15 protein-coding genes are annotated in these 17,043 nt (G+C 65.8%); 5 read left to right on the top strand and 10 right to left on the bottom strand.

The window, feature by feature from the left end; translation table 11 throughout:
• Positions 1-7: 7 nt before the first annotated feature.
• The 6 genes from ACFPQ5_RS04770 to tssK form a co-directional block, all read right to left on the bottom strand.
• Positions 8-790 (bottom strand): hypothetical protein, encoded by a 783-nt coding sequence (locus ACFPQ5_RS04770; RefSeq protein ID WP_379752134.1) that lies wholly within the window; start codon positions 788-790, stop codon positions 8-10.
• A 64-nt stretch (positions 791-854) separates the two neighbouring features.
• Entirely contained in the window at positions 855-1,880 is a 1,026-nt protein-coding gene (locus tag ACFPQ5_RS04765; protein WP_379752133.1) for a hypothetical protein, read from the bottom strand.
• A gap of 203 nt (positions 1,881-2,083) precedes the next feature.
• A complete protein-coding gene (locus ACFPQ5_RS04760; RefSeq protein ID WP_379752132.1) occupies positions 2,084-2,494 on the bottom strand; it encodes a hypothetical protein in 411 nt (136 codons plus the stop codon).
• A 74-nt stretch (positions 2,495-2,568) separates the two neighbouring features.
• Complete coding sequence (locus tag ACFPQ5_RS04755) at positions 2,569-3,960, bottom strand: hypothetical protein (RefSeq protein WP_379752131.1); 1,392 nt, start codon at positions 3,958-3,960, stop codon at positions 2,569-2,571.
• Between the two features lie 9 nt (positions 3,961-3,969).
• The gene (locus ACFPQ5_RS04750) at positions 3,970-4,233 is read right to left on the bottom strand and encodes a PAAR domain-containing protein (RefSeq protein WP_379752130.1); all 264 of its coding nucleotides are present in this window, start codon (positions 4,231-4,233) and stop codon (positions 3,970-3,972) included.
• A gap of 18 nt (positions 4,234-4,251) precedes the next feature.
• Positions 4,252-5,592, bottom strand: a complete 1,341-nt coding sequence (tssK, locus tag ACFPQ5_RS04745) for a type VI secretion system baseplate subunit TssK (protein ID WP_379752129.1) — start codon at positions 5,590-5,592, stop codon at positions 4,252-4,254.
• Positions 5,593-5,797: 205 nt separating this feature from the next.
• Between tssK and tssE the strand changes: the two genes are divergently transcribed.
• The 5 genes from tssE (at position 5,798) to ACFPQ5_RS04720 (ending at position 12,327) form a co-directional block, all read left to right on the top strand.
• Positions 5,798-6,286 carry a type VI secretion system baseplate subunit TssE gene (tssE, locus tag ACFPQ5_RS04740; protein ID WP_379752128.1) on the top strand — a complete coding sequence of 163 codons (489 nt, stop codon included), beginning with the start codon at positions 5,798-5,800 and terminating at the stop codon, positions 6,284-6,286.
• A 3-nt stretch (positions 6,287-6,289) separates the two neighbouring features.
• Complete coding sequence (gene tssF, locus ACFPQ5_RS04735; protein ID WP_379752126.1) at positions 6,290-8,128, top strand: type VI secretion system baseplate subunit TssF; 1,839 nt, start codon at positions 6,290-6,292, stop codon at positions 8,126-8,128.
• Positions 8,092-9,174 (top strand): type VI secretion system baseplate subunit TssG, encoded by a 1,083-nt coding sequence (gene tssG, locus ACFPQ5_RS04730; protein WP_379752125.1) that lies wholly within the window; start codon positions 8,092-8,094, stop codon positions 9,172-9,174. Before tssF ends, tssG begins: the two co-directional genes overlap by 37 nt.
• A 107-nt stretch (positions 9,175-9,281) precedes the next feature.
• Positions 9,282-10,994, top strand: coding sequence for an Hsp70 family protein (locus tag ACFPQ5_RS04725; protein ID WP_379752124.1), 1,713 nt, complete (start codon positions 9,282-9,284; stop codon positions 10,992-10,994).
• A 7-nt stretch (positions 10,995-11,001) separates the two neighbouring features.
• Entirely contained in the window at positions 11,002-12,327 is a 1,326-nt protein-coding gene (locus tag ACFPQ5_RS04720; protein WP_379752123.1) for a TonB C-terminal domain-containing protein, read from the top strand.
• A 14-nt stretch (positions 12,328-12,341) separates the two neighbouring features.
• On the opposite strand, the gene ACFPQ5_RS04715 is transcribed toward ACFPQ5_RS04720, so the two are convergent.
• The 4 genes from ACFPQ5_RS04715 to ACFPQ5_RS04700 are packed head-to-tail and all read right to left on the bottom strand — an operon-like array spanning position 12,342 to position 16,944.
• On the bottom strand, positions 12,342-13,085 hold the full coding sequence (locus tag ACFPQ5_RS04715) for an SDR family oxidoreductase (protein WP_379752122.1): 744 nt from the start codon (positions 13,083-13,085) through the stop codon (positions 12,342-12,344).
• Positions 13,086-13,110: 25 nt separating this feature from the next.
• Positions 13,111-15,399 carry a xanthine dehydrogenase family protein molybdopterin-binding subunit gene (locus tag ACFPQ5_RS04710; RefSeq protein ID WP_379752121.1) on the bottom strand — a complete coding sequence of 763 codons (2,289 nt, stop codon included), beginning with the start codon at positions 15,397-15,399 and terminating at the stop codon, positions 13,111-13,113.
• Positions 15,392-16,423, bottom strand: a complete 1,032-nt coding sequence (locus tag ACFPQ5_RS04705; RefSeq protein WP_379752120.1) for an FAD binding domain-containing protein — start codon at positions 16,421-16,423, stop codon at positions 15,392-15,394. The genes ACFPQ5_RS04710 and ACFPQ5_RS04705 overlap by 8 nt, the downstream gene beginning before the upstream one ends.
• The gene (locus ACFPQ5_RS04700) at positions 16,420-16,944 is read right to left on the bottom strand and encodes a (2Fe-2S)-binding protein (protein WP_379752119.1); all 525 of its coding nucleotides are present in this window, start codon (positions 16,942-16,944) and stop codon (positions 16,420-16,422) included. The genes ACFPQ5_RS04705 and ACFPQ5_RS04700 overlap by 4 nt, the downstream gene beginning before the upstream one ends.
• Positions 16,945-17,043: the final 99 nt, after the last annotated feature.

The following is a 17,043-nucleotide window of genomic DNA, read 5'->3' as shown; positions in this document are numbered from 1 at the left end:
AGTTAACTCAGAACAGCCGGGACAGCGTCAGGCTCACACCCTGGCGCACGTGTTCCGGCTGCGCCACCGTGCCGGCAAAGCGGCCATTGCGCGTGAGCGGTGCGTCGCCGCTGCGGCCAATGCGCATCCAGTCATAGGCGGCCCGCAGTTCCAGGTTCGGCGAAAACCCCGGATTAAAACTGGCGCCGGCGCGCAGGCCGGGGGCGCGGCGGGTGCTCAGGGTCGCCTGATCGAGCAAACCATGAAAATCGACGCGCATGCGTTCCGGTGTCGACAACACCAGGGCAAGGTCGCTCAGGATCAAGCCGGCCGCCGGGCGCCAGGTCTGAGCGGCGCCGACGACGAATCGCCCGGAGCGGTAGCGCTCCTGCAATCCGGCAGCGCTGCCGGTGCTGCGGATGTCGCGCCGCCACAGGTCCGCCTCGAGAGCGGCCATTAGCGCGGTATCCGCAGCCAGCTGGTAACGGGCGCCGAGACGCAGCGTGGCCAGCGTGGTCGCGGTGCGCGAGCGGGCGGCTGTGCCCGATTGGGTCTGGCCGCGGTAGCCGATGCCGGCGCGGTACCAGTCGGCTCCCGCGAACCAGGCGACGTTCCCGGCTTGACAGGCGCCCTCCAGCACGAGCCCCGGCAACCAGCCGCGTTCGCGCACCAGCGTCCGCTCGTCCTCGTATTCGGCGTGGCTGGCGTGGCGCAGGCCGAGGCCCGCCTTGCCCTGCCACTGGGCAGCTGCCGGGTGCATCAGCAAGAAGGAACAGGCCGCGCCTGCACAGGCGCGCACGACATGCTTCATATACATTCCATCGAAAAAGAAGGGCAAGCTGGCGCCGGCTTGCCCTGGTGTGTGACAGCGGCGATCAGAGCGCTGCCAGCAACTCCGCCCAGCTCAGGTTGCTGATCTGCGTGATCACGCCGTCGCCCTTGGCGCTGTATTCCAGGCGCACGCTGCTGGTGGAAGCCGAAGTCAGCGTTACCGAGGAGGAGGCGCCGTTGACGATCAGGGAACCGCTGGAAGGATTGCCCATGCCGATGCTGACGAAGGGCTGCAGGTTCTTGACCGTGTACGAGAACTGGCCGAGCCCGCTGCTATTGCCGGCAATCGAGAAGCTGGCGGCGCTGCTCACGGCCGCGCCATTGACGGTTTCGTTCATCGTGTAGTTGGACAGCGTGTAGGTGCCCAGAGTCAGACCGTTGCGCTGTTCGACCAGTTGCAGGGATTTACCCGACACGTTGATCGTGCTGTTGCTCATGCTCGTTTGCGCCATCGCGATCTTCATGTCGCCGCCGATGCCTGCGGTTTCGTTGCCGCTGCGGGCGGTGAAGTTGCTGAAGGTGGTATCCAGCGTCGCTGACCAGTTGTACGAGTTCACGATATCGCCCGTGATGTTCGACATGGCGATCGACATGCTGCCGTTGATCACGACGCCGTCCTCGACGCAATTGTTGGCGGTGATTTTGAGGGTGTCGCCATTGCTGATGGTCTGCTGGTTGCGCAGGTTGGCGTCGACCGTCATCGTGCCGCCACCTGTACAGGCTTCGGTCATGACGACGCCCGTCAACAGGGGCGTGGTGCGTGGATAGACCTTGCGCACCAGGCTGAGCACCGGCGCCACCGCGCCGGCCCTGGCGCCGTCGATGCTGACGCCGGTGAGCAGACCGTTGACCGGTGCCGAGGAGTCGCTCAGCGCCACGCTGCTGGCATAGGCGCTGGCGGCGACCTGGGTCGCATTCGCCGTGGTCACGGACGACAGCGTGGACACGGGCGTGGCCACCGGTGCGCCGGCGCCGGCGCCAGTAGTGGTGCCGCTGCTGCCGCCGCCACCGCCGCAGCCGGACAGGACCAGGGCGGAACCCAGGCCCAGCAGGATGAATTGTTTTTTCATGTTGCCGTTCTCTTTCAGGATTGTTATCGATCAGAAAGCCAGCTAAACCGGCCGGCCGGTAAATGCAGTGCCGGATGGTAACTGTTGAGAACAGTCAAAAGACTATCGAATTGTCACGCCTGAGCAGTAAAGCAGAGGGTACTGACGAGGATCAAAAAAAATGCCGCTGAGTCAGCGGCATCGTGTATGCAGGACAAATAAGCTCAGCGCGAGTCGGCCCCGCCCGGCTTGTCCGGCGTCTGCTTGGCCAGCTCGTCCGTGCTAGTGCCGGATACGGACGCATCGACCGATTGGCCGGTGCTGCTGCCCGTATCCGAGGTGCCTGGCCTGCCTCCGGCCGCGGCCCCTGTCATGCGCTGCTGGGCGGCCGCATTCGCGCTGCGGTCGCTTTGCGCCGCCCCGGCCGGGCCGACATTGCTTTCGGGCGGCGCGCTGACGATGCCGCCGTCGCGCTCGCCCTTCTGTTGCGAGCTGCCCGTGTAGTGAGCAGAGTCCTGCTGGCGCTGGCCCGTATCGGCATTCGCGGGATCGGACCTGCCCGACAATGAATCCGGGCCGCGCGTGTCTGCACCGGCCCTGCTCGTTCCTGCGTCGTATTGCTTGTTTCCAGCCATAACGATCTCCTTGGCGTAATGAACCATGGGATCGATGGTAGCCGTTTATCGCGGCACATGACGCCATGCAGGCGTCAGGCAGGGTGAATTGGCGCCGGCAGCGGGCCGACCACCGCCATGCAGCAAGTAAACGGGTCGTCGTTGCTGACGAACAGAGCTGGTGCGTTCTTCGCCAGCGCGGCATGGCGTGCCAGTGCGAGTGCGCACAGCAGCGGCACGGCGCCGCAGTTGCCCAGGGCAACGCCGCTGCACAGGATGTCGCCTGTGGCGTCGAGTTCGGGCAGCGCGGAGGATGTAAAACTCATCAGTTCCAGCGTGCGGCTGCTGCGGTGGTCGGTATCGGCGGCAATCGTCGCCACGTCCGGCAAGGGAATCCCGGCGGCTTGAGCCGCACGTTCGGCCAGCTCGGCCATGCGCTTGGTCTCGGGGCGCTTGGCGCTGTCGGCCGAGAGTTCGCGCCGGGTGTCCATCACGGGGTATAGCTGCCCGAACAGTGCGCCGTCGATCTTGCCGGCCGTCTCCAGGCTCGTCAACAGCAGGCCGGCCGCCGCTTCGCCGGGAATTTGTCCCTGGGCCCGGGTGGCGCCGTGCAGGGTGCCGTTCGACGACCAGGCGTCGACCGTTTCCTGGTCGATGCAGGAATCGCAAGCGAGCACGAGGGTAACGCCTTGCGTCTCATGCGCTCCGAGGACCAGGGCCGGGCCGGCATCGCGCGGAACATCGATGCGGGTCAGGTGCTCGAGCGGCCAGCCGAATTGCGCCACCGTATGCTTGAACCACAGACCGGCTGCATGGCGCTGCTCGACCGTCCATCCCGCCGGCAGCAGCGGCAGCAGCCGCAACTGCATGGCTTGTACAACATCGGCGGACAGCGCCAGCATCGCCTCGTGCGCCAGCTCGCGCACGACAGCGGTCCCCAGGGTCAGCGCGCGCCAGTGGGCCTCGCCCAGATGCAGTTCGGCCATGCCGTTCAAGGTCAGCCATTCCCGGACTTCTTCCTGCAGCGCCTCGTCGACGGCGGCTTCGCTGCGCGCGCTTGTTACGGGAAAACCGTCGTCGTCGACCAGTTCCGGATCGAGGTCGGGGCGTGCCTTGCCGTCGGCCATGGCGCCGGTCAATTCCTCCGGAGAGTCGCCGTGCGGAGCGCGCAAGGCGGCGGCCAGGATTGCCAGTGGCGGCGCTGGTGGCGCGGCCGGCGCCGCCTGCCTGGCCGGCGCCGTGCCGGCAGCCGCCGCGGCCGCGGGCCGGGCCTGCATCAGCTTCTTGCCGCCCCAGAAGGCCAGCAGCAGGGCCAGGGGCGTGCCCAGCAGGACCAGTGCCAATTCTCCCGTGCCCGGCGCATTCTCGGCCGCGCGCCAGTAGGCGATCGCCGCGCCCCAGCACAGAGCAAGGATGCCGGCGGCCAGCAGGGTGGTTTTCAGCCAGCCGGGCAGCGGGCGCGGCGGCGAGACGGTGGTCGAAGTCATGGCAGTCGATTACAGGTTGTCGATCGTGGCTTGCTGGCTGGCGATCAGAGAAGCGCCGCAGGCGGTCTTGTCGCCGTGGCGCGCGGCGGCTTTGCCGTCGATGATCAGACTCGAGTCTCCGCTGACGATCGGATTCGGACCGTGTTTCGGACAGACGGTCTTGTCGCCGACGCGGGCGATCGGGACGCCGCCGCTGTCGCTGTGGGGAGAAGCCTGAATGACGGCGCCGCCGTGGGAGGTTTTGTCGCCGAGGACGATCAAGGGGCCGGACATATTGGTCTCCAATCCAAATCAAGCCGCGACAGCGAGCAGCTCGAGTTTTAATTCCTTCATCCCCGCAGGCACATAGATCGAAATCGATTGCGCCTTGAGCATGCGCTCGTACATCTGCCCTTTCGATTCGAGCATGAAATAACAGGTGTCGGGCCGCACGGCGAGTGCCGCAGGCGGTTGCGGTGTGTATTGCAGGCGCACGCCGGGCAAGGCGGACAAGACAAATTTCTCGACGTCGTCCGGCGCGCCGACCTTGAAACGCAGGGGCACGACGTCGACCAGCTGCACGGCCGGGATGTCGGCGGAGACCGAAATATAAAAGGTGGTTTTCTCGTCGATCTTGCCGGAATCGAGGGCGCCGATATGGTACGAGGGCCGCACTTCGCTGAGAGAAATCGCGAAATATTTCGACGAGATCACGGTGTCGAGCAGTTCGCGGATGATGGTGTGCAGCTTGGTAAAACCCGGGCCCGGGTCGGCGTGCTGGTAGGACGGCAAATCCGCCAGGGTCCAGCTTTTCGAGAAGGTCATCAGGCCGCCGGCGACGTCCAGCAATTGCTCGTACAGGCGCTCCGGATGCAGGCTCGGATGATGAAAATGGTGAGTCAAAGTCGCGTAGGCGGAACTGGCCGTGTGCAGCAGCCAGAACGAGGACATGTCGCCGGAGCGGAACTCGATCACGTTGCGGCTCGGCTCGCGGTGGTGGCCGTACAGGGCGCTGACCTTGGCCTGCAGCGCGTCGAGCAGGCGCCGCAGCTGCTGGAACAGGGGAGCGGCGGCGGCCAGCGTCAGGCTGGGCGCGACGAAGCCTGGGTCGAGCTCGAAGCCGCCGACGGCCGCGCGGCGCAGGCGCAGCAGGGGAAAATGGACGTAGGCGTCGCGCGGCTCGGAGTCGGGCAGCAGGCGCACCGACTTTTGCAGGTAGGCCAATTGCACCGGCGCCGCCTGCGTGTACAGGTCTGCGGTTTCCTGATTCGTTTGAACAAAACGCGCCGTGTTGGCGGCCTGGCCGGGCGTGGCGAAATTGCCGCTGAACGGTTTTAAACTGGGCAGCGCGGCGTAATAGGTCACGGTTTGCTGGGATTGCTGCAGCAGGCTCAGGTCGACCGTGTCCGGCAGCGCGTCCAGGGTCGGGGCGTCGACCAGTTCGCCGTCCTGGAAGCGCAGGGCCAGGTCGAGGATGCGCAGCACATTGTTCGCCAGCGCCTCGCGGTCGACCTGCAGGCGCTCCACGCCCCAGGCATATGGGTGCACCGCCTTGATGCCCTTTTGCAGGCAATGTTCGTGGTATTGGTCCTGGCGCTGGAAATGCTGGGGGCGCAGCAACAAGCCTTCGCCCCAGAGTACTTTGCTCGTCATGTCCCTGTCGTCCTGTCGTTGTTGTTGAGCTCGTTTTGCCAACGGACACAGTAGACCGTCGCCCTTGGTCAGCGTTTGCGTTGCCTCAAGCGTGGACTTTGCACAACGACATCACGCTTCCTTAGCTTTCTTCAAGGTTCAATGAAGTTTGCGCGGTGACACTACCGAGCTGCCACTCGACGAGGGAAGAAGGAGGAAATAAGCGATGAACCGTTTTACGCCAGGCCTGTTCGACCGCCTGCTCGGCCCGCCCGCGCGCGCAAGTCAGGGCCACGCTCCCCGTTCTGTGGCGGAAGAAATGAAGGACGCCGTCGCGCGCGACCTGGAAGCGCTGCTGAACACCCGCGCTGTGCTGCCGGAGGATTTTTTGAAGGCCTATCCGGAATGCAGCCGCTCGATCGTCAGCTATGGCATGAAGGATTTCGCCGAGCTGTCCCTGTCGAGCCCCTCGGACCGGGCCCTGATCTGCGCCTGCATCGAAAAGACGATCACTAGCCACGAGCCGCGCCTGCGCAAGGTCAAGGCCTCGCTCGAGATGCGCCCGGGCGCCGTGAACCGCCTGGATTTTTCGATCACCGGGGTGCTGGTCGCCAGCGCTTCCCAGGAAGCCGTCAACTTCGACGCCGTCCTGCAACCCTCGACCCTCAGCTACAGCATCAGCAAGGCCGGTCGCGCCGCGCCGGCGGGAGCGTAATCAGTGGAACAACTGCTGCCCTATTACGAAAGCGAGCTGGGCTACCTGCGGCGCAGCCTGCGCGAGTTTGCCGAGCGCTATCCGAAAATCGCCGGCCGCCTCCTGATCAGCGGAGAAGTGTGCGAGGACCCGCACACCGAGCGCATGATCGAATCCTTCGCCCTGCTGAATGCGCGGATTGCCAAACGTCTCGACGACGACTATCCGGAATTCACGGAAGCCCTGTTCGACGTGCTGTATCCGCATTATTTGCGCCCCTTTCCCTCCTGCTCGATCGCGCGCTTCGATTGCACCGGCGCCGCCCAGCAAGGCGCGGCCGGCACCATTGCGCGCGGCACCCAGCTGACGACGCGTCCGGTGCGCGGCGCCGCTTGCACTTTCCGCACCGTGTACCCGGTCGCCGTCGCCCCGCTGTCCTTGAGTCACGCCGGATTCTCCGACATCCTGCGCGCGCCCGAGTCGGTACGGGCGCCGGCCGGTGCTTCGGCCGGCATCAGTTTGACGATTGCCGCCAGCGCCGGCCAGCTCGATTTCCAGAAGCTCGACCTGCCCCTGCTGCGCGTGTTCATCGACGGCGAACCCTCGTTCTGCGCAGCCCTGCGCGACGCCCTGTTCATGCGCACCGTCGGCGCCTGGGTCGAAGTCGGCGACAGCGGGCGCTGGTTGCCTTTGTGCGCGATTCCGATCCGCGCCGCCGGTTTTAGCGAAGACGAATCCGTCATCGATTTCCCGGCCCGCTCGCACGCCGCCTACCGCCTGCTGACCGAATACTTCTGTTTTCCCGAAAAATTCAATTTTTTCGATATCGACCTGGCGGCCCTGGGCGCCGTCGTCCCCGGGGCAAGCTCGCTGACCCTGCACCTGGCCCTGTCCGGCATCCGCAGCGATTCGAACATGGCGCGCCTGCTCGGCACCCTGTCCACGAACCACCTGCTGCTGGGCTGTACGCCGGTCGTGAACCTGTTCCGCCAGCGCGGCGAGCCGATCCGCCTGACCCACACCACGCCCAGCTACCCGGTGCTGGCCGATGCGCGCCGCGCCTATGCCTTCGAGGTGCAATCGATCGATTCGGTGAACCTGGTGCGTCAGACGCCGCAAGGAGAAACCGTGGTGGAATTTCGCCCGTTTTATTCGCTGCAGCACGCGCAGACGGCCGAGCAGAACGGCCACTACTGGGCGATGCGGCGCGATGAAACCCTGGCCGAGCGCAGTCCCGGCTTCGAGACGCAGATCGCCATCGTCGACATCGATTTCGACCCGGCCGCGGTCGAAACCGACACCTTAAATCTGGAACTGACCTGCTCGAACCGCGACCTGCCCTCGCAGCTGAGCTACGGCCAGGCCGGCGGCGATTTGTTCCTCGAGGGCGGCTCGAACGTGCGCGGTATTCATTTTTTACGCAAACCTTCGCACTCCTGGCGTTTTGCCAGCGGACGCAGCGCGCACTGGCGCCTGATTTCGCATTTGTCGCTGAACCACCTGTCGATCAGCGCCGGCGGCGTCGAAGCGTTTCGCGAGATGCTGGCGCTGTACGACCTGCCGCGTTCTCCCTCGTCTCAGCGCCAGATCGGCGGTATCCATGCCATCGAACAGCAGCCGACCACTGCCTGGCTCGCCGGCAACCCCTTCAATTGCCTGGTGCGCGGGGTGCAGGTGCGGCTCGCCATCGACGAAGAGGCTTTTATTGGCAGCGGCATCCACGCGTTTGCCCACATCGTCGAACGTTTTCTCGCCCTGTACGTGCACGCCAACAGTTTTACCCAACTGGTGATCGTCTCGGCGAAAACCGGGGAAGAGATTTATACATGCACAGCGAAAAGCGGCGATTTGAGCCTGCTGTAATCGAGCGCCTGTTCCGCGCGCCCTACCGCTTCGAGTATTTTCAGGCGGTGCGCATGCTGGAACTGTGGCTGCGCAGGCACGGCGCGCCGGAGCAGGGCGCCATCGCCAACTTCCTGCGCTTCCAGAATTCGACCTCGTTGCGCTTTCCGGCCAGCCAGCTGGAAGCGATCCAGGCAGATCCGCCCGTCGAGCCGCATGCCGAGGCGCTCGGTGCGGCCCTGAAAGAGGGCACATTACAATGGGTGCGCATTACGCCGACCTTCATGGGGCTGTTGGGAGGACAGGGCGTGCTGCCGCCGCATTACACGGAACGCGTGGCCGAGCAGCAGGCAAGCGACAAGGACGAGGGGCCGCGCGCTTTCCTCGACAGTTTTTCGAACCGCTCGCTGGCCCTGTTTTATGAAGCTTGGCGCAAATACCGGCTGCATTTGCGATACGAGCGCAGCGGCAAGGACAGTTTTTTGCCGCTGCTGCTGGGTCTGGCCGGCCTCGGCCATCCGTCGCTGCGCCGGCGCCTGGCCGGTTCCGGAAAAGGCGCCGTGCTCGACGAATCGATCGCATACTTTGCCGCCGCGATCCGCCAGCGTCCGATTTCTGCGACCCAGATGGCGCGCGTTTTAGCCGAGTATTTCGGCCAGCCGGTCGTGGTCGAACAATTCGTCGGCGCCTGGTACGCCGTGCCGCCCGCCCAGCAAAGCACCCTGGGCTGCCCCAGCGCCACCCTCGGCAGCTGCGCGATCGCCGGCGAGCGCGTCTGGCAACGCGACCTGCGCCTGCGCCTGGTCGTCGGCCCGCTCGACCACGACGGTTTTACGGCCTTTTTACCGGGCGGACTGGCGGCGCGCGCCCTGAGCAGCCTGCTGACCTTGTTCACGGGACTGTGCCTCGAATACGAAATCGAACTGGTGCTGCGTGCAAGCGACGTGCGCCCGCTCACGCTGCGCGCAGGCAGCCCGCTCGGGCGGCTGGGCTGGGACAGCTACCTGGTGGCTGGTCCCGAAGGGCAAGACCGCAACGATGTGCATTACGACATCCGGATCGGCTGAGAGCAACCGACCAATACATCATTCCACTTTGGTAACAATTTACGTGGAATTCGTCCCATCGCTAGGATATGATGCATTTTTGCAATCTTTAGTCTAGCGAGGATAAAGTGATTGTCGGAATCGATTTGGGCACCACGAACAGCCTGATCGCAGTGTGGGAAAACGGGCAGGCACGCCTGATTCCGAACAGCGTGGGTGAACTGCTGACGCCTTCCTGCGTCAGCATCGACGACGATGGTTCGATCCTGGTCGGACGCGCGGCGCGTGAGCGCCTGCAGACCCATCCACGCGCGAGCGCCGCCAATTTCAAGCGCCTGATGGGCAGCAATAGCACGGTGACCCTGGGCAAGCGCGCCTTCCGGCCGGAGGAATTGTCGGCCATGGTGCTGCGCTCGCTGAAGGAAGACGCCGAGGCCGCGCTGGGACAGCCGATACAGGAAGCCATCATCACGGTGCCCGCGTATTTCTCCGACGCCCAGCGCAAGGCCACACGCGCCGCCGGCCAGCTCGCCGGTCTCAAGGTCGAACGCCTGCTCAACGAGCCGACGGCCGCGGCGCTCGCCTACGGCATCCACCAGCGCGACAGCGAAACCAAGTTCCTCGTCTTCGACCTGGGCGGCGGCACCTTCGACGTGTCCGTGCTCGATTTGTTCGAGAACGTGATGGAAGTGCGCGCCTCGGCCGGCGACAATGTCCTGGGCGGCGAAGATTTCGTCACGCTGCTGGTCGCGCGCTTCTTCGAGGCGGCCAAGGTGCCGCCGGCCTTGCGCGGCGACGCCCATTTCATGCAGCGCCTGCACGCGCAGGTCGAACTGGCCAAGCGCGCGCTGAGCGAGGCGCCGCAGGCGTCGATCCGCGTCGGCGACGGCAAGGCGGAATACGCGATGGACCTCGACGAAGCATTGCTGGAACAATGCTGCGCCGACCTGCTGGCGCGCCTGCGCCATCCGGTCGAACGGGCGCTGCGCGATGCGCGCCTGCCGATCGCGGAACTCGACAACATCGTGCTGGCCGGCGGCGCCACCCGCATGCCGGCCGTGCGGCGCATGGTGGCGCGCATGTTCGGGCGCTTTCCGGCCTGCGACATCAATCCGGACGAGGTCGTGGCGCTGGGTGCGGCGGTGCAGGCCGGCCTGAAAATGAACGATGCCGCGCTCGACGAAGTGGTCATGACCGACGTCGCGCCGTATTCGCTGGGCACCGACACGGTCGTCGCCCTCGATGGCGCACGCTATTCGGAAGGGCACTTCGACCCGATCATCGAGCGCAATACCGTGATCCCGGTGAGCCGGGTCAAACGTTATTTTCCGGTCCAGGACAACCAGCAAGCCGTCGAGCTGAACATCTACCAGGGTGAAGCGCGCATGGCGAAGGACAATATTAAGCTGGGCCAGCTGCGCATCAAGCTGCCGCCGGCGCCCTGCGCCGAGAACCCGGTCGACGTGCGCCTGACCTATGACGTCAACGGCCTGCTGCAGGTCGAAGCGACCGTGCCGCGCAGCGGCGAGGTGCACGCGCTCGTCATCGAGGGCAATCCCGGCTTGCTTAGCGAAGCCGAGATCGCCCAGCGTTTCGCCGCCCTGTCGGAGCTGAAAATCCATCCGCGCGACCAGATGGCGAACCGCACCCTGCTCGCGCGCGGCGAGCGCCTGTACCAGCAGCTGCGCGGCACGCCGCGCGAAGACCTGGGCCAGCAGGTGATGCTGTTCGAGCGCGCGCTCGAGACGCAGGACCGCCACCGCATCGTCCCGGCCGCCGTGCAGTTCGCGAAAGTGCTCGATTATTTCGAGCACCAGAGCTTCCTGCTGCCTGAGACCTGAGGCGGCGATGCACTCGACCTACGACTTCCTCGATGCGCTGGGCCTGGACGAGACGGCCGATGCGCGCGCGATTCGGCGTGCCTATGCGCGCCGGCTGAAGGATATCGACCAGGAGGCCGATGCCGCCGGATTCCAGGCGCTGCGCGAAGCCTACGAGTCGGCGCTGGCCTGGGCGGCGTACGAGGCGCACGCGTCCGAACCCGGGCAGACGCCTGAACCGGTCATGACCGCACCTGTGGACGTGATGCAGGCCGCGCCATCGCCCGTGCATGTCGCCGAGTCGGCTCACGCGCCGCTTGCGGAGGACGCCCGTCTTGCTGCCGTGGTATGGGAACGCTTCGAGGCGGACATGGGGGAATTGGCGCGAACCCAAGGCCTGGCTGACCCCAACGCTTGGCACGCGCTGCTCGCCGAGCGCCTGCGCGACGACGAACTGATTAACATCGGTGCACGCACACGCTTCGAATGGCAGGTCGTCTCCATGCTCGGGAATGGCTGGCGCCCCGGCCATGAAGCCTTGTTTCCGGCGGCGGTCGCGGCCTTCGAGTGGGCGAACGACCGGCGGCGGCTGGCGCAGTTCGATTATTTCGGCCACCTGCTCAACGCGGCGATCGACGAGCGCGCCCTGTTCGACAGCCAGGCCATTGCCGTGCGCTCGGTGCAGGAACGCATCGCGATGCTGCTGCGGCGGGAAACGCAGGCGGACTGGCGCGAGATTTATCAGAGCATCGGCGAACTGCGCAGGATGCAGGCGCAGTTTCCGGCGCTGCTGCAGGTGGTGACGAACCCGGAGAATGTCGCCTATTGGGAAACGCAGTGCGAGGACTACGATCCCGACGCGCCGCGCGTGCGTAGCAGGCGCGAAAAGGCGGCGAGCTGGTTCGTGAAAATCGTGATGCTGGTGCTGCTCTTCAAAGCTTGCCACTTCATGTACGAATACGATACCGAGCGCAGCCACGAGCGCGCCGCAGCCAAGGCCGCCCGGCAGCAGGCGCAGGAGGATGCCCGGAACTACGATCCGCGCGCCAATCCGCCCGACCAGGCGCTGTTGCAAGAGCATGTGCCGGCGCTGCAGTATTCCCCTCCGCCTGATGCCAGGCCCGGAGATTACGCGGTCGAATTCGAGGTTTTCCTCGATGCCGACGGCAAGGTGATCGGCATGAACAAGCTGCAGGCTTCACAGTTGCCCGGTTTTGACGAAGCGCTCGAAGCGTCCCTGCGCGCCGCCAAACCGTTCCCGGCGGCGACGGCACGCATCTTCAGGGTCGGCATGGGTGCGCACATCGCCCCCCGGACAAAGCGGCGCGCACCCGGCGGAGCGACCCAGGTCTAGGCCGCGGTGCGTTCTCACACGATCCCGCCATTCACCCGCAGCGTTTGCCCATTCACCCACTCCCCCTGCGGCCCGACCAGGAAGGCCACCGTGTGCGCGATGTCTTCCGGCGTCCCCAGCCGCTCCAGCGGCGCCGCCTTCGCCAGGCGCTCGACCAGCTCGGCCGGTTTACCGTCCAGGAACAGGTCGGTCGCCGTCGGGCCCGGTGCCACGGCGTTCACGGAAATGCCCTTGCCGCGCATCTCCTTGGCGAAGATGTTGGTCATGGTCTCGATCGCCGCCTTGGCCGCGCCATACACGGCGTAGCCCGGCATGGCCAGGCCGATTGCGCTGGTGGAGAAATTCACGATACGTCCGCCCGGACGCAGGCGCGTGGCAGCCAGGCGCAGCATGTTAAAGGTGCCGCGGGTGTTGATCGAGAAGATACGCTCGTATAAATCGTCGTCGGTATCGGCCACCAGCGTCGTACCGGGTTGGATCACGCCGGCGTTGTTGACGATGACGTCGACGCCGCCGAATGCGCGTTCCGTTTCGTCGAACAGGCGCGCGCAGTCGGCGGCTTGCGCCACGTCGCCCTGCAGAGAGAGGGCCCGGCCGCCGGCCGCTTCGATCTCCTGCACCACTTTATCCGCATCCTGCGCCCGGCTGGCGTAGTTCACCGCAACTGCAAACCCGTCCTGCGCCAGGCGCAGCGCGATGGCGCGCCCGATGCCGCGCGAGGCGCCGGTGACGATCGCCGCTTTTGCGTTCGGCGTCATGTGCTCCTCCATGTCGAGGCGGACCTCATGGCCCGCCCGCCAACACCTTGTCCGGCGTGATCGGCGTGCTGCGGATGCGCCTGCCCGTCGCATGGTAGATCGCATTGCTCACCGCCGCCGCCACGCCCACCAGGCCGATCTCGCCCACGCCCTTCGCGCCCAGGCGGCTGACGATGCGGTCGTCCTCTTCCACGAAGATGACGTCGATGTCGTGGATGTCGGCATTCACGGCCACGTGGTATTCGGACAGATTGTGGTTCATGAAGCGCCCGAAGCGGTGGTCGGTATGGCTTTCCTCGTGCAGCGCCTGGCTGATGCCCCAGACCACGCCGCCGACGATCTGGCTGCCGGCCGTCTTGGTGTTCATGATGCGGCCGGCCGCGATCGCGCTGACCACGCGCGTCACGCGCACGATGCCGAGCTCCTCGTCGACCCGCACCTCGACGAACACAGCGGAATGGACCATGCGCCGGAATTTACGCTGCTTGAGCATCTGCGGCAGCATCAGGTACTTTTCCTCGATCCGCTCGCGGCCCGCGTGGCGCACGATGGCGCCCAGCGCGATGAAGGCGGCCGGGTCCTTTTTCAGGCGCATCACCCCGCCCGCGAATTCGACATCTTTCAGACGCTTGTTACGGAAAGGCGAATCGGGATCGGCCTGGGCGTAGCGCAACAGGGTCAGGCGCAGCTTGTCGCACGCGCCCGCCACCGCCGAACCGACCGTGGTCACGTGCGAGGAGCCGCCCTCCACCGGCGCCGCCGGCAGGGTCGAGTCGCCTAACTGAAAAGTGACGCGCTCGAGCGGCAAGCCCATGGCCTCGGCCGCGATCATCGCCATCACCGTATAGGTGCCGGTGCCGATGTCGGTCGCCGCGCTCGAGACGACCAGCCGGCCGTCCGCATGCATCACGGCGCTGGCGCGCGCGAACATCTGCAGCGCATCCCAGGCACCGGTCGCCATGCCCCAGCCTACCCACTCGTCTCCTTCCTTGCGCGCACGCGGCGCCAGCGGCCGCTGCGACCAGCCGAATTTCTCGGCGCCCTGCTCATAACAGGCGCGCAGTTCCTTGCTCGAATACGGCTTGTCGTCGACCGGCGAGCGCTCGGCATAGTTCTTCAGACGCAGCGTCAACGGGTCCATTTTCAGTTCGTAGGACAGCTCGTCCATCGCCACTTCCAGCGCATGCATGCCGTGCGCGGCGCCGGGCGCGCGCATGTCCATCGGCGTGTACTGGTCGAGTTTCACCAGCTTGTAACCGAGCTTGATGTTGTCGCAGGCGTAGAGCAGGCCGGACCAGTTGACGACGACTTCGACGTAATCCTCGAGGCGCGAGGTTTCGCCGATCGCCTCGTGCTGGATCGAGACCAGGGTGCCGTCGCGCTCGGCCGCCAGTTTCACCCACTGCACCGTCTCCGGACGGTGCCCGAAGCTGAACATCTGCTGGCGCGTGAGGGTCACGCGCACCGAACGTTGCAAATGCAGCGAGGCCATCACGGCCAGGGTCAGCTGGTATTGCGGACGCAGGCCGGAACCGAAGGCGCCGCCGACATACGGGTTGCGCACCGTGACCTTGTCCTTCGACAGGCCGAACACGTGCGACACGTACCAGCGGCTGTTCTGCGAGCTTTGCGTCTTGTCGTAGATCGTCAGGTGGCCGTCCTCGCCGCGAATCACGGTCGAAGCGAACAGCTCGAGCGGATTGTGGTGCTCGACGCCGTGGTGGAACTCGGCCTCGATTTTTACGGGCGCCGCCTGGAAGGCTTTGTCGGCATTGCCCTTTTCCGGCGGCGGCGGTTCGAAGCCGGCGCGCATGGGGATCGGCTTGTGGGCGCGTTCCAGGTTGGCCGTCAGGCGCGTGTCGTATTCTTCTTCCACGTAGCGCACGCGCACCAGGGCCGCGGCGCGGCGCGCCGCCTCGAAACTCTCGGCCAGCACCAGCGCCACCGGCTGGCCGCTGTAGAGGACATGCTCGCTGTAGAAGGGTCGGAAAGGCGAGCCGGGCGGCGCCGTCATGTCCTTGTAGGCCAGATCGACGGAGCGCATCTTCGGGCGGTTCAGGTGGCTCATCACCTCGACCACCCCCTCGATCTGCATCGCGTCGAAGGTGTCGATGTCGCGGATGCGGCCCTTGGCAATCGTGCCGCTGACGACCACGCCATACAGCAGGTTCTCGGCCGGGTGCTCGGCCGCGTAGCGCGCGGCGCCGGTCACCTTGGCGCGGCCGTCGACGCGCTTGACGTCGGTGCCGGTGGCAACCTGTCCGGTACCCGGTTCGGCCACGGGCGTTTTTAATGCCTGGATCAGGTCAGTCATGCGCTTCTCCGGTATTGGTGACGGTGCCGCGCACCGCGGTCTGCAGCGCGCGCACGACGGCTTTTCTCGCCAGTCCTATCTTGAAATCGTTGTGACCCTGGCCGACGGCGCCATCGAGCAGCAGGTCGGCCACGCGTCCGAACAGGGCCGGATCTTCCTTCTGGCCCTCCAATAAAGCTTCTGCCTCCGGCTTGCGCCAGGGTTTGTGGGCGACCGAGCCGAGCGCGATGCGCGCGCTGCGGATCACGCCGTCCGCCCCCAGGTCGAGCGCCGCCGCCACCGAGACCAGGGCAAAGGCATACGACAGGCGTTCGCGCACCTTGATGTAGGCCGAGTGGGCCGCATAGCGGCGCATGTCGGGTAGCGAGATGTGGGTGATCAGTTCGTCCGCTTCGAGGACGGTGTCGTACTGCGGCGCGTCGTCCGGGAGGCGGTGGAATTCGGTAAACGGGATTTCCCGCTTGCCGCGCGCCGATTCGACGTGCACGGTCGCCTCCAGCGCGGCCAGCGCCACGCACATGTCGGACTGGTGGGTCGCGATGCAATGCGGGCTGGCGCCGAGGATCGCGTGTTGTCGCGTGATGCCGCCGATCGCCGAGCAGCCGCTGCCTGGATCGCGCTTGTTGCAGGGCGTGCCGACGTCGTAAAAATAATAGCAGCGGGTGCGCTGCAGCAGGTTGCCGGCATTGGTGGCCATGTTGCGCAGCTGGGGAGAGGCGCCCGCCAGGATCGCGGCGCTCAAGAGCGGATAGCGTTCGCGCACCAGCGGGTGGTAAGCGGTATCGGCATTCCTCGCGGTGGCGCCCAGTTTCAGGCCCTCACCCTCTTCTTCGATCGCATCGAGCGGCAGGCGGTTGATGTCGACCAGGCGGCTCGACACCATCACGCCCTCTTTCATCAGGTCGATCAGGTTCGTGCCGCCGGCGATGAAGCGCACGGCTTCGCCGGCGAAGCTGGCGTTGTTTGCTACTTGCGCCAGCGCGGCCGCGTTGTCCTCGGCCTGGGTAAAGGTAAACGGGTTCATGCCGGCACCGTCCCCGGCACGACCGGCCGCTCGGCATTGTCGCCGCCATCGATGCCGGCCACCGCGCATACGGCCTTGCGGATGCCCGGATAGGCGCCGCAGCGGCACACGTTCCCGCTCATCAGCTCGCGCACGTCGGCCACCGTCTTCGCCTGTCCTTCCTTGATCAGGCCGACCGCCGAACAGATCTGGCCCGGGGTGCAGTAGCCGCACTGGAAGGCGTCGTTGTCGATGAAGGCCTGCTGCAGCGGGTGCAGCTTGCCTTCTTCGGCCAGGCCCTCGATGGTGGTGACCTCGCGGCCGTTCTGCATCACGGCCAGGGTCATGCAGGAGTTGATGCGCTTGCCGTCGACGAGGACGGTGCAGGCGCCGCACTGGCCGTGGTCGCAGCCCTTTTTCGAGCCGGTCAGGTCGAGGCGCTCGCGCAGCAGGTCGAGCAGGGTGACCCAGGCCTCGATCTGCAGCTGATGTTCCTGGCCGTTGATGCGCAGGCTGAGCGGATAGCGCTCGGGAGCGGTCATGGTGGATCCTTTCTGGATGGTTCGGACGCGCCGGTCCCGGCGCAGGCGGCAGGCGGCGCAGAATGGGTTGTCATTCCGTTACGACCATCTTAGTAGCAA

The sequence above is a fragment of the Massilia suwonensis genome (assembly GCF_042655665.1).
In the GTDB taxonomy this organism is placed as follows: Bacteria; Pseudomonadota; Gammaproteobacteria; order Burkholderiales; family Burkholderiaceae_D; genus Telluria; species Telluria suwonensis.
Note: the sequence above shows the minus strand (reverse complement) of the source record. Positions and strands in the feature narration are given on the sequence as shown.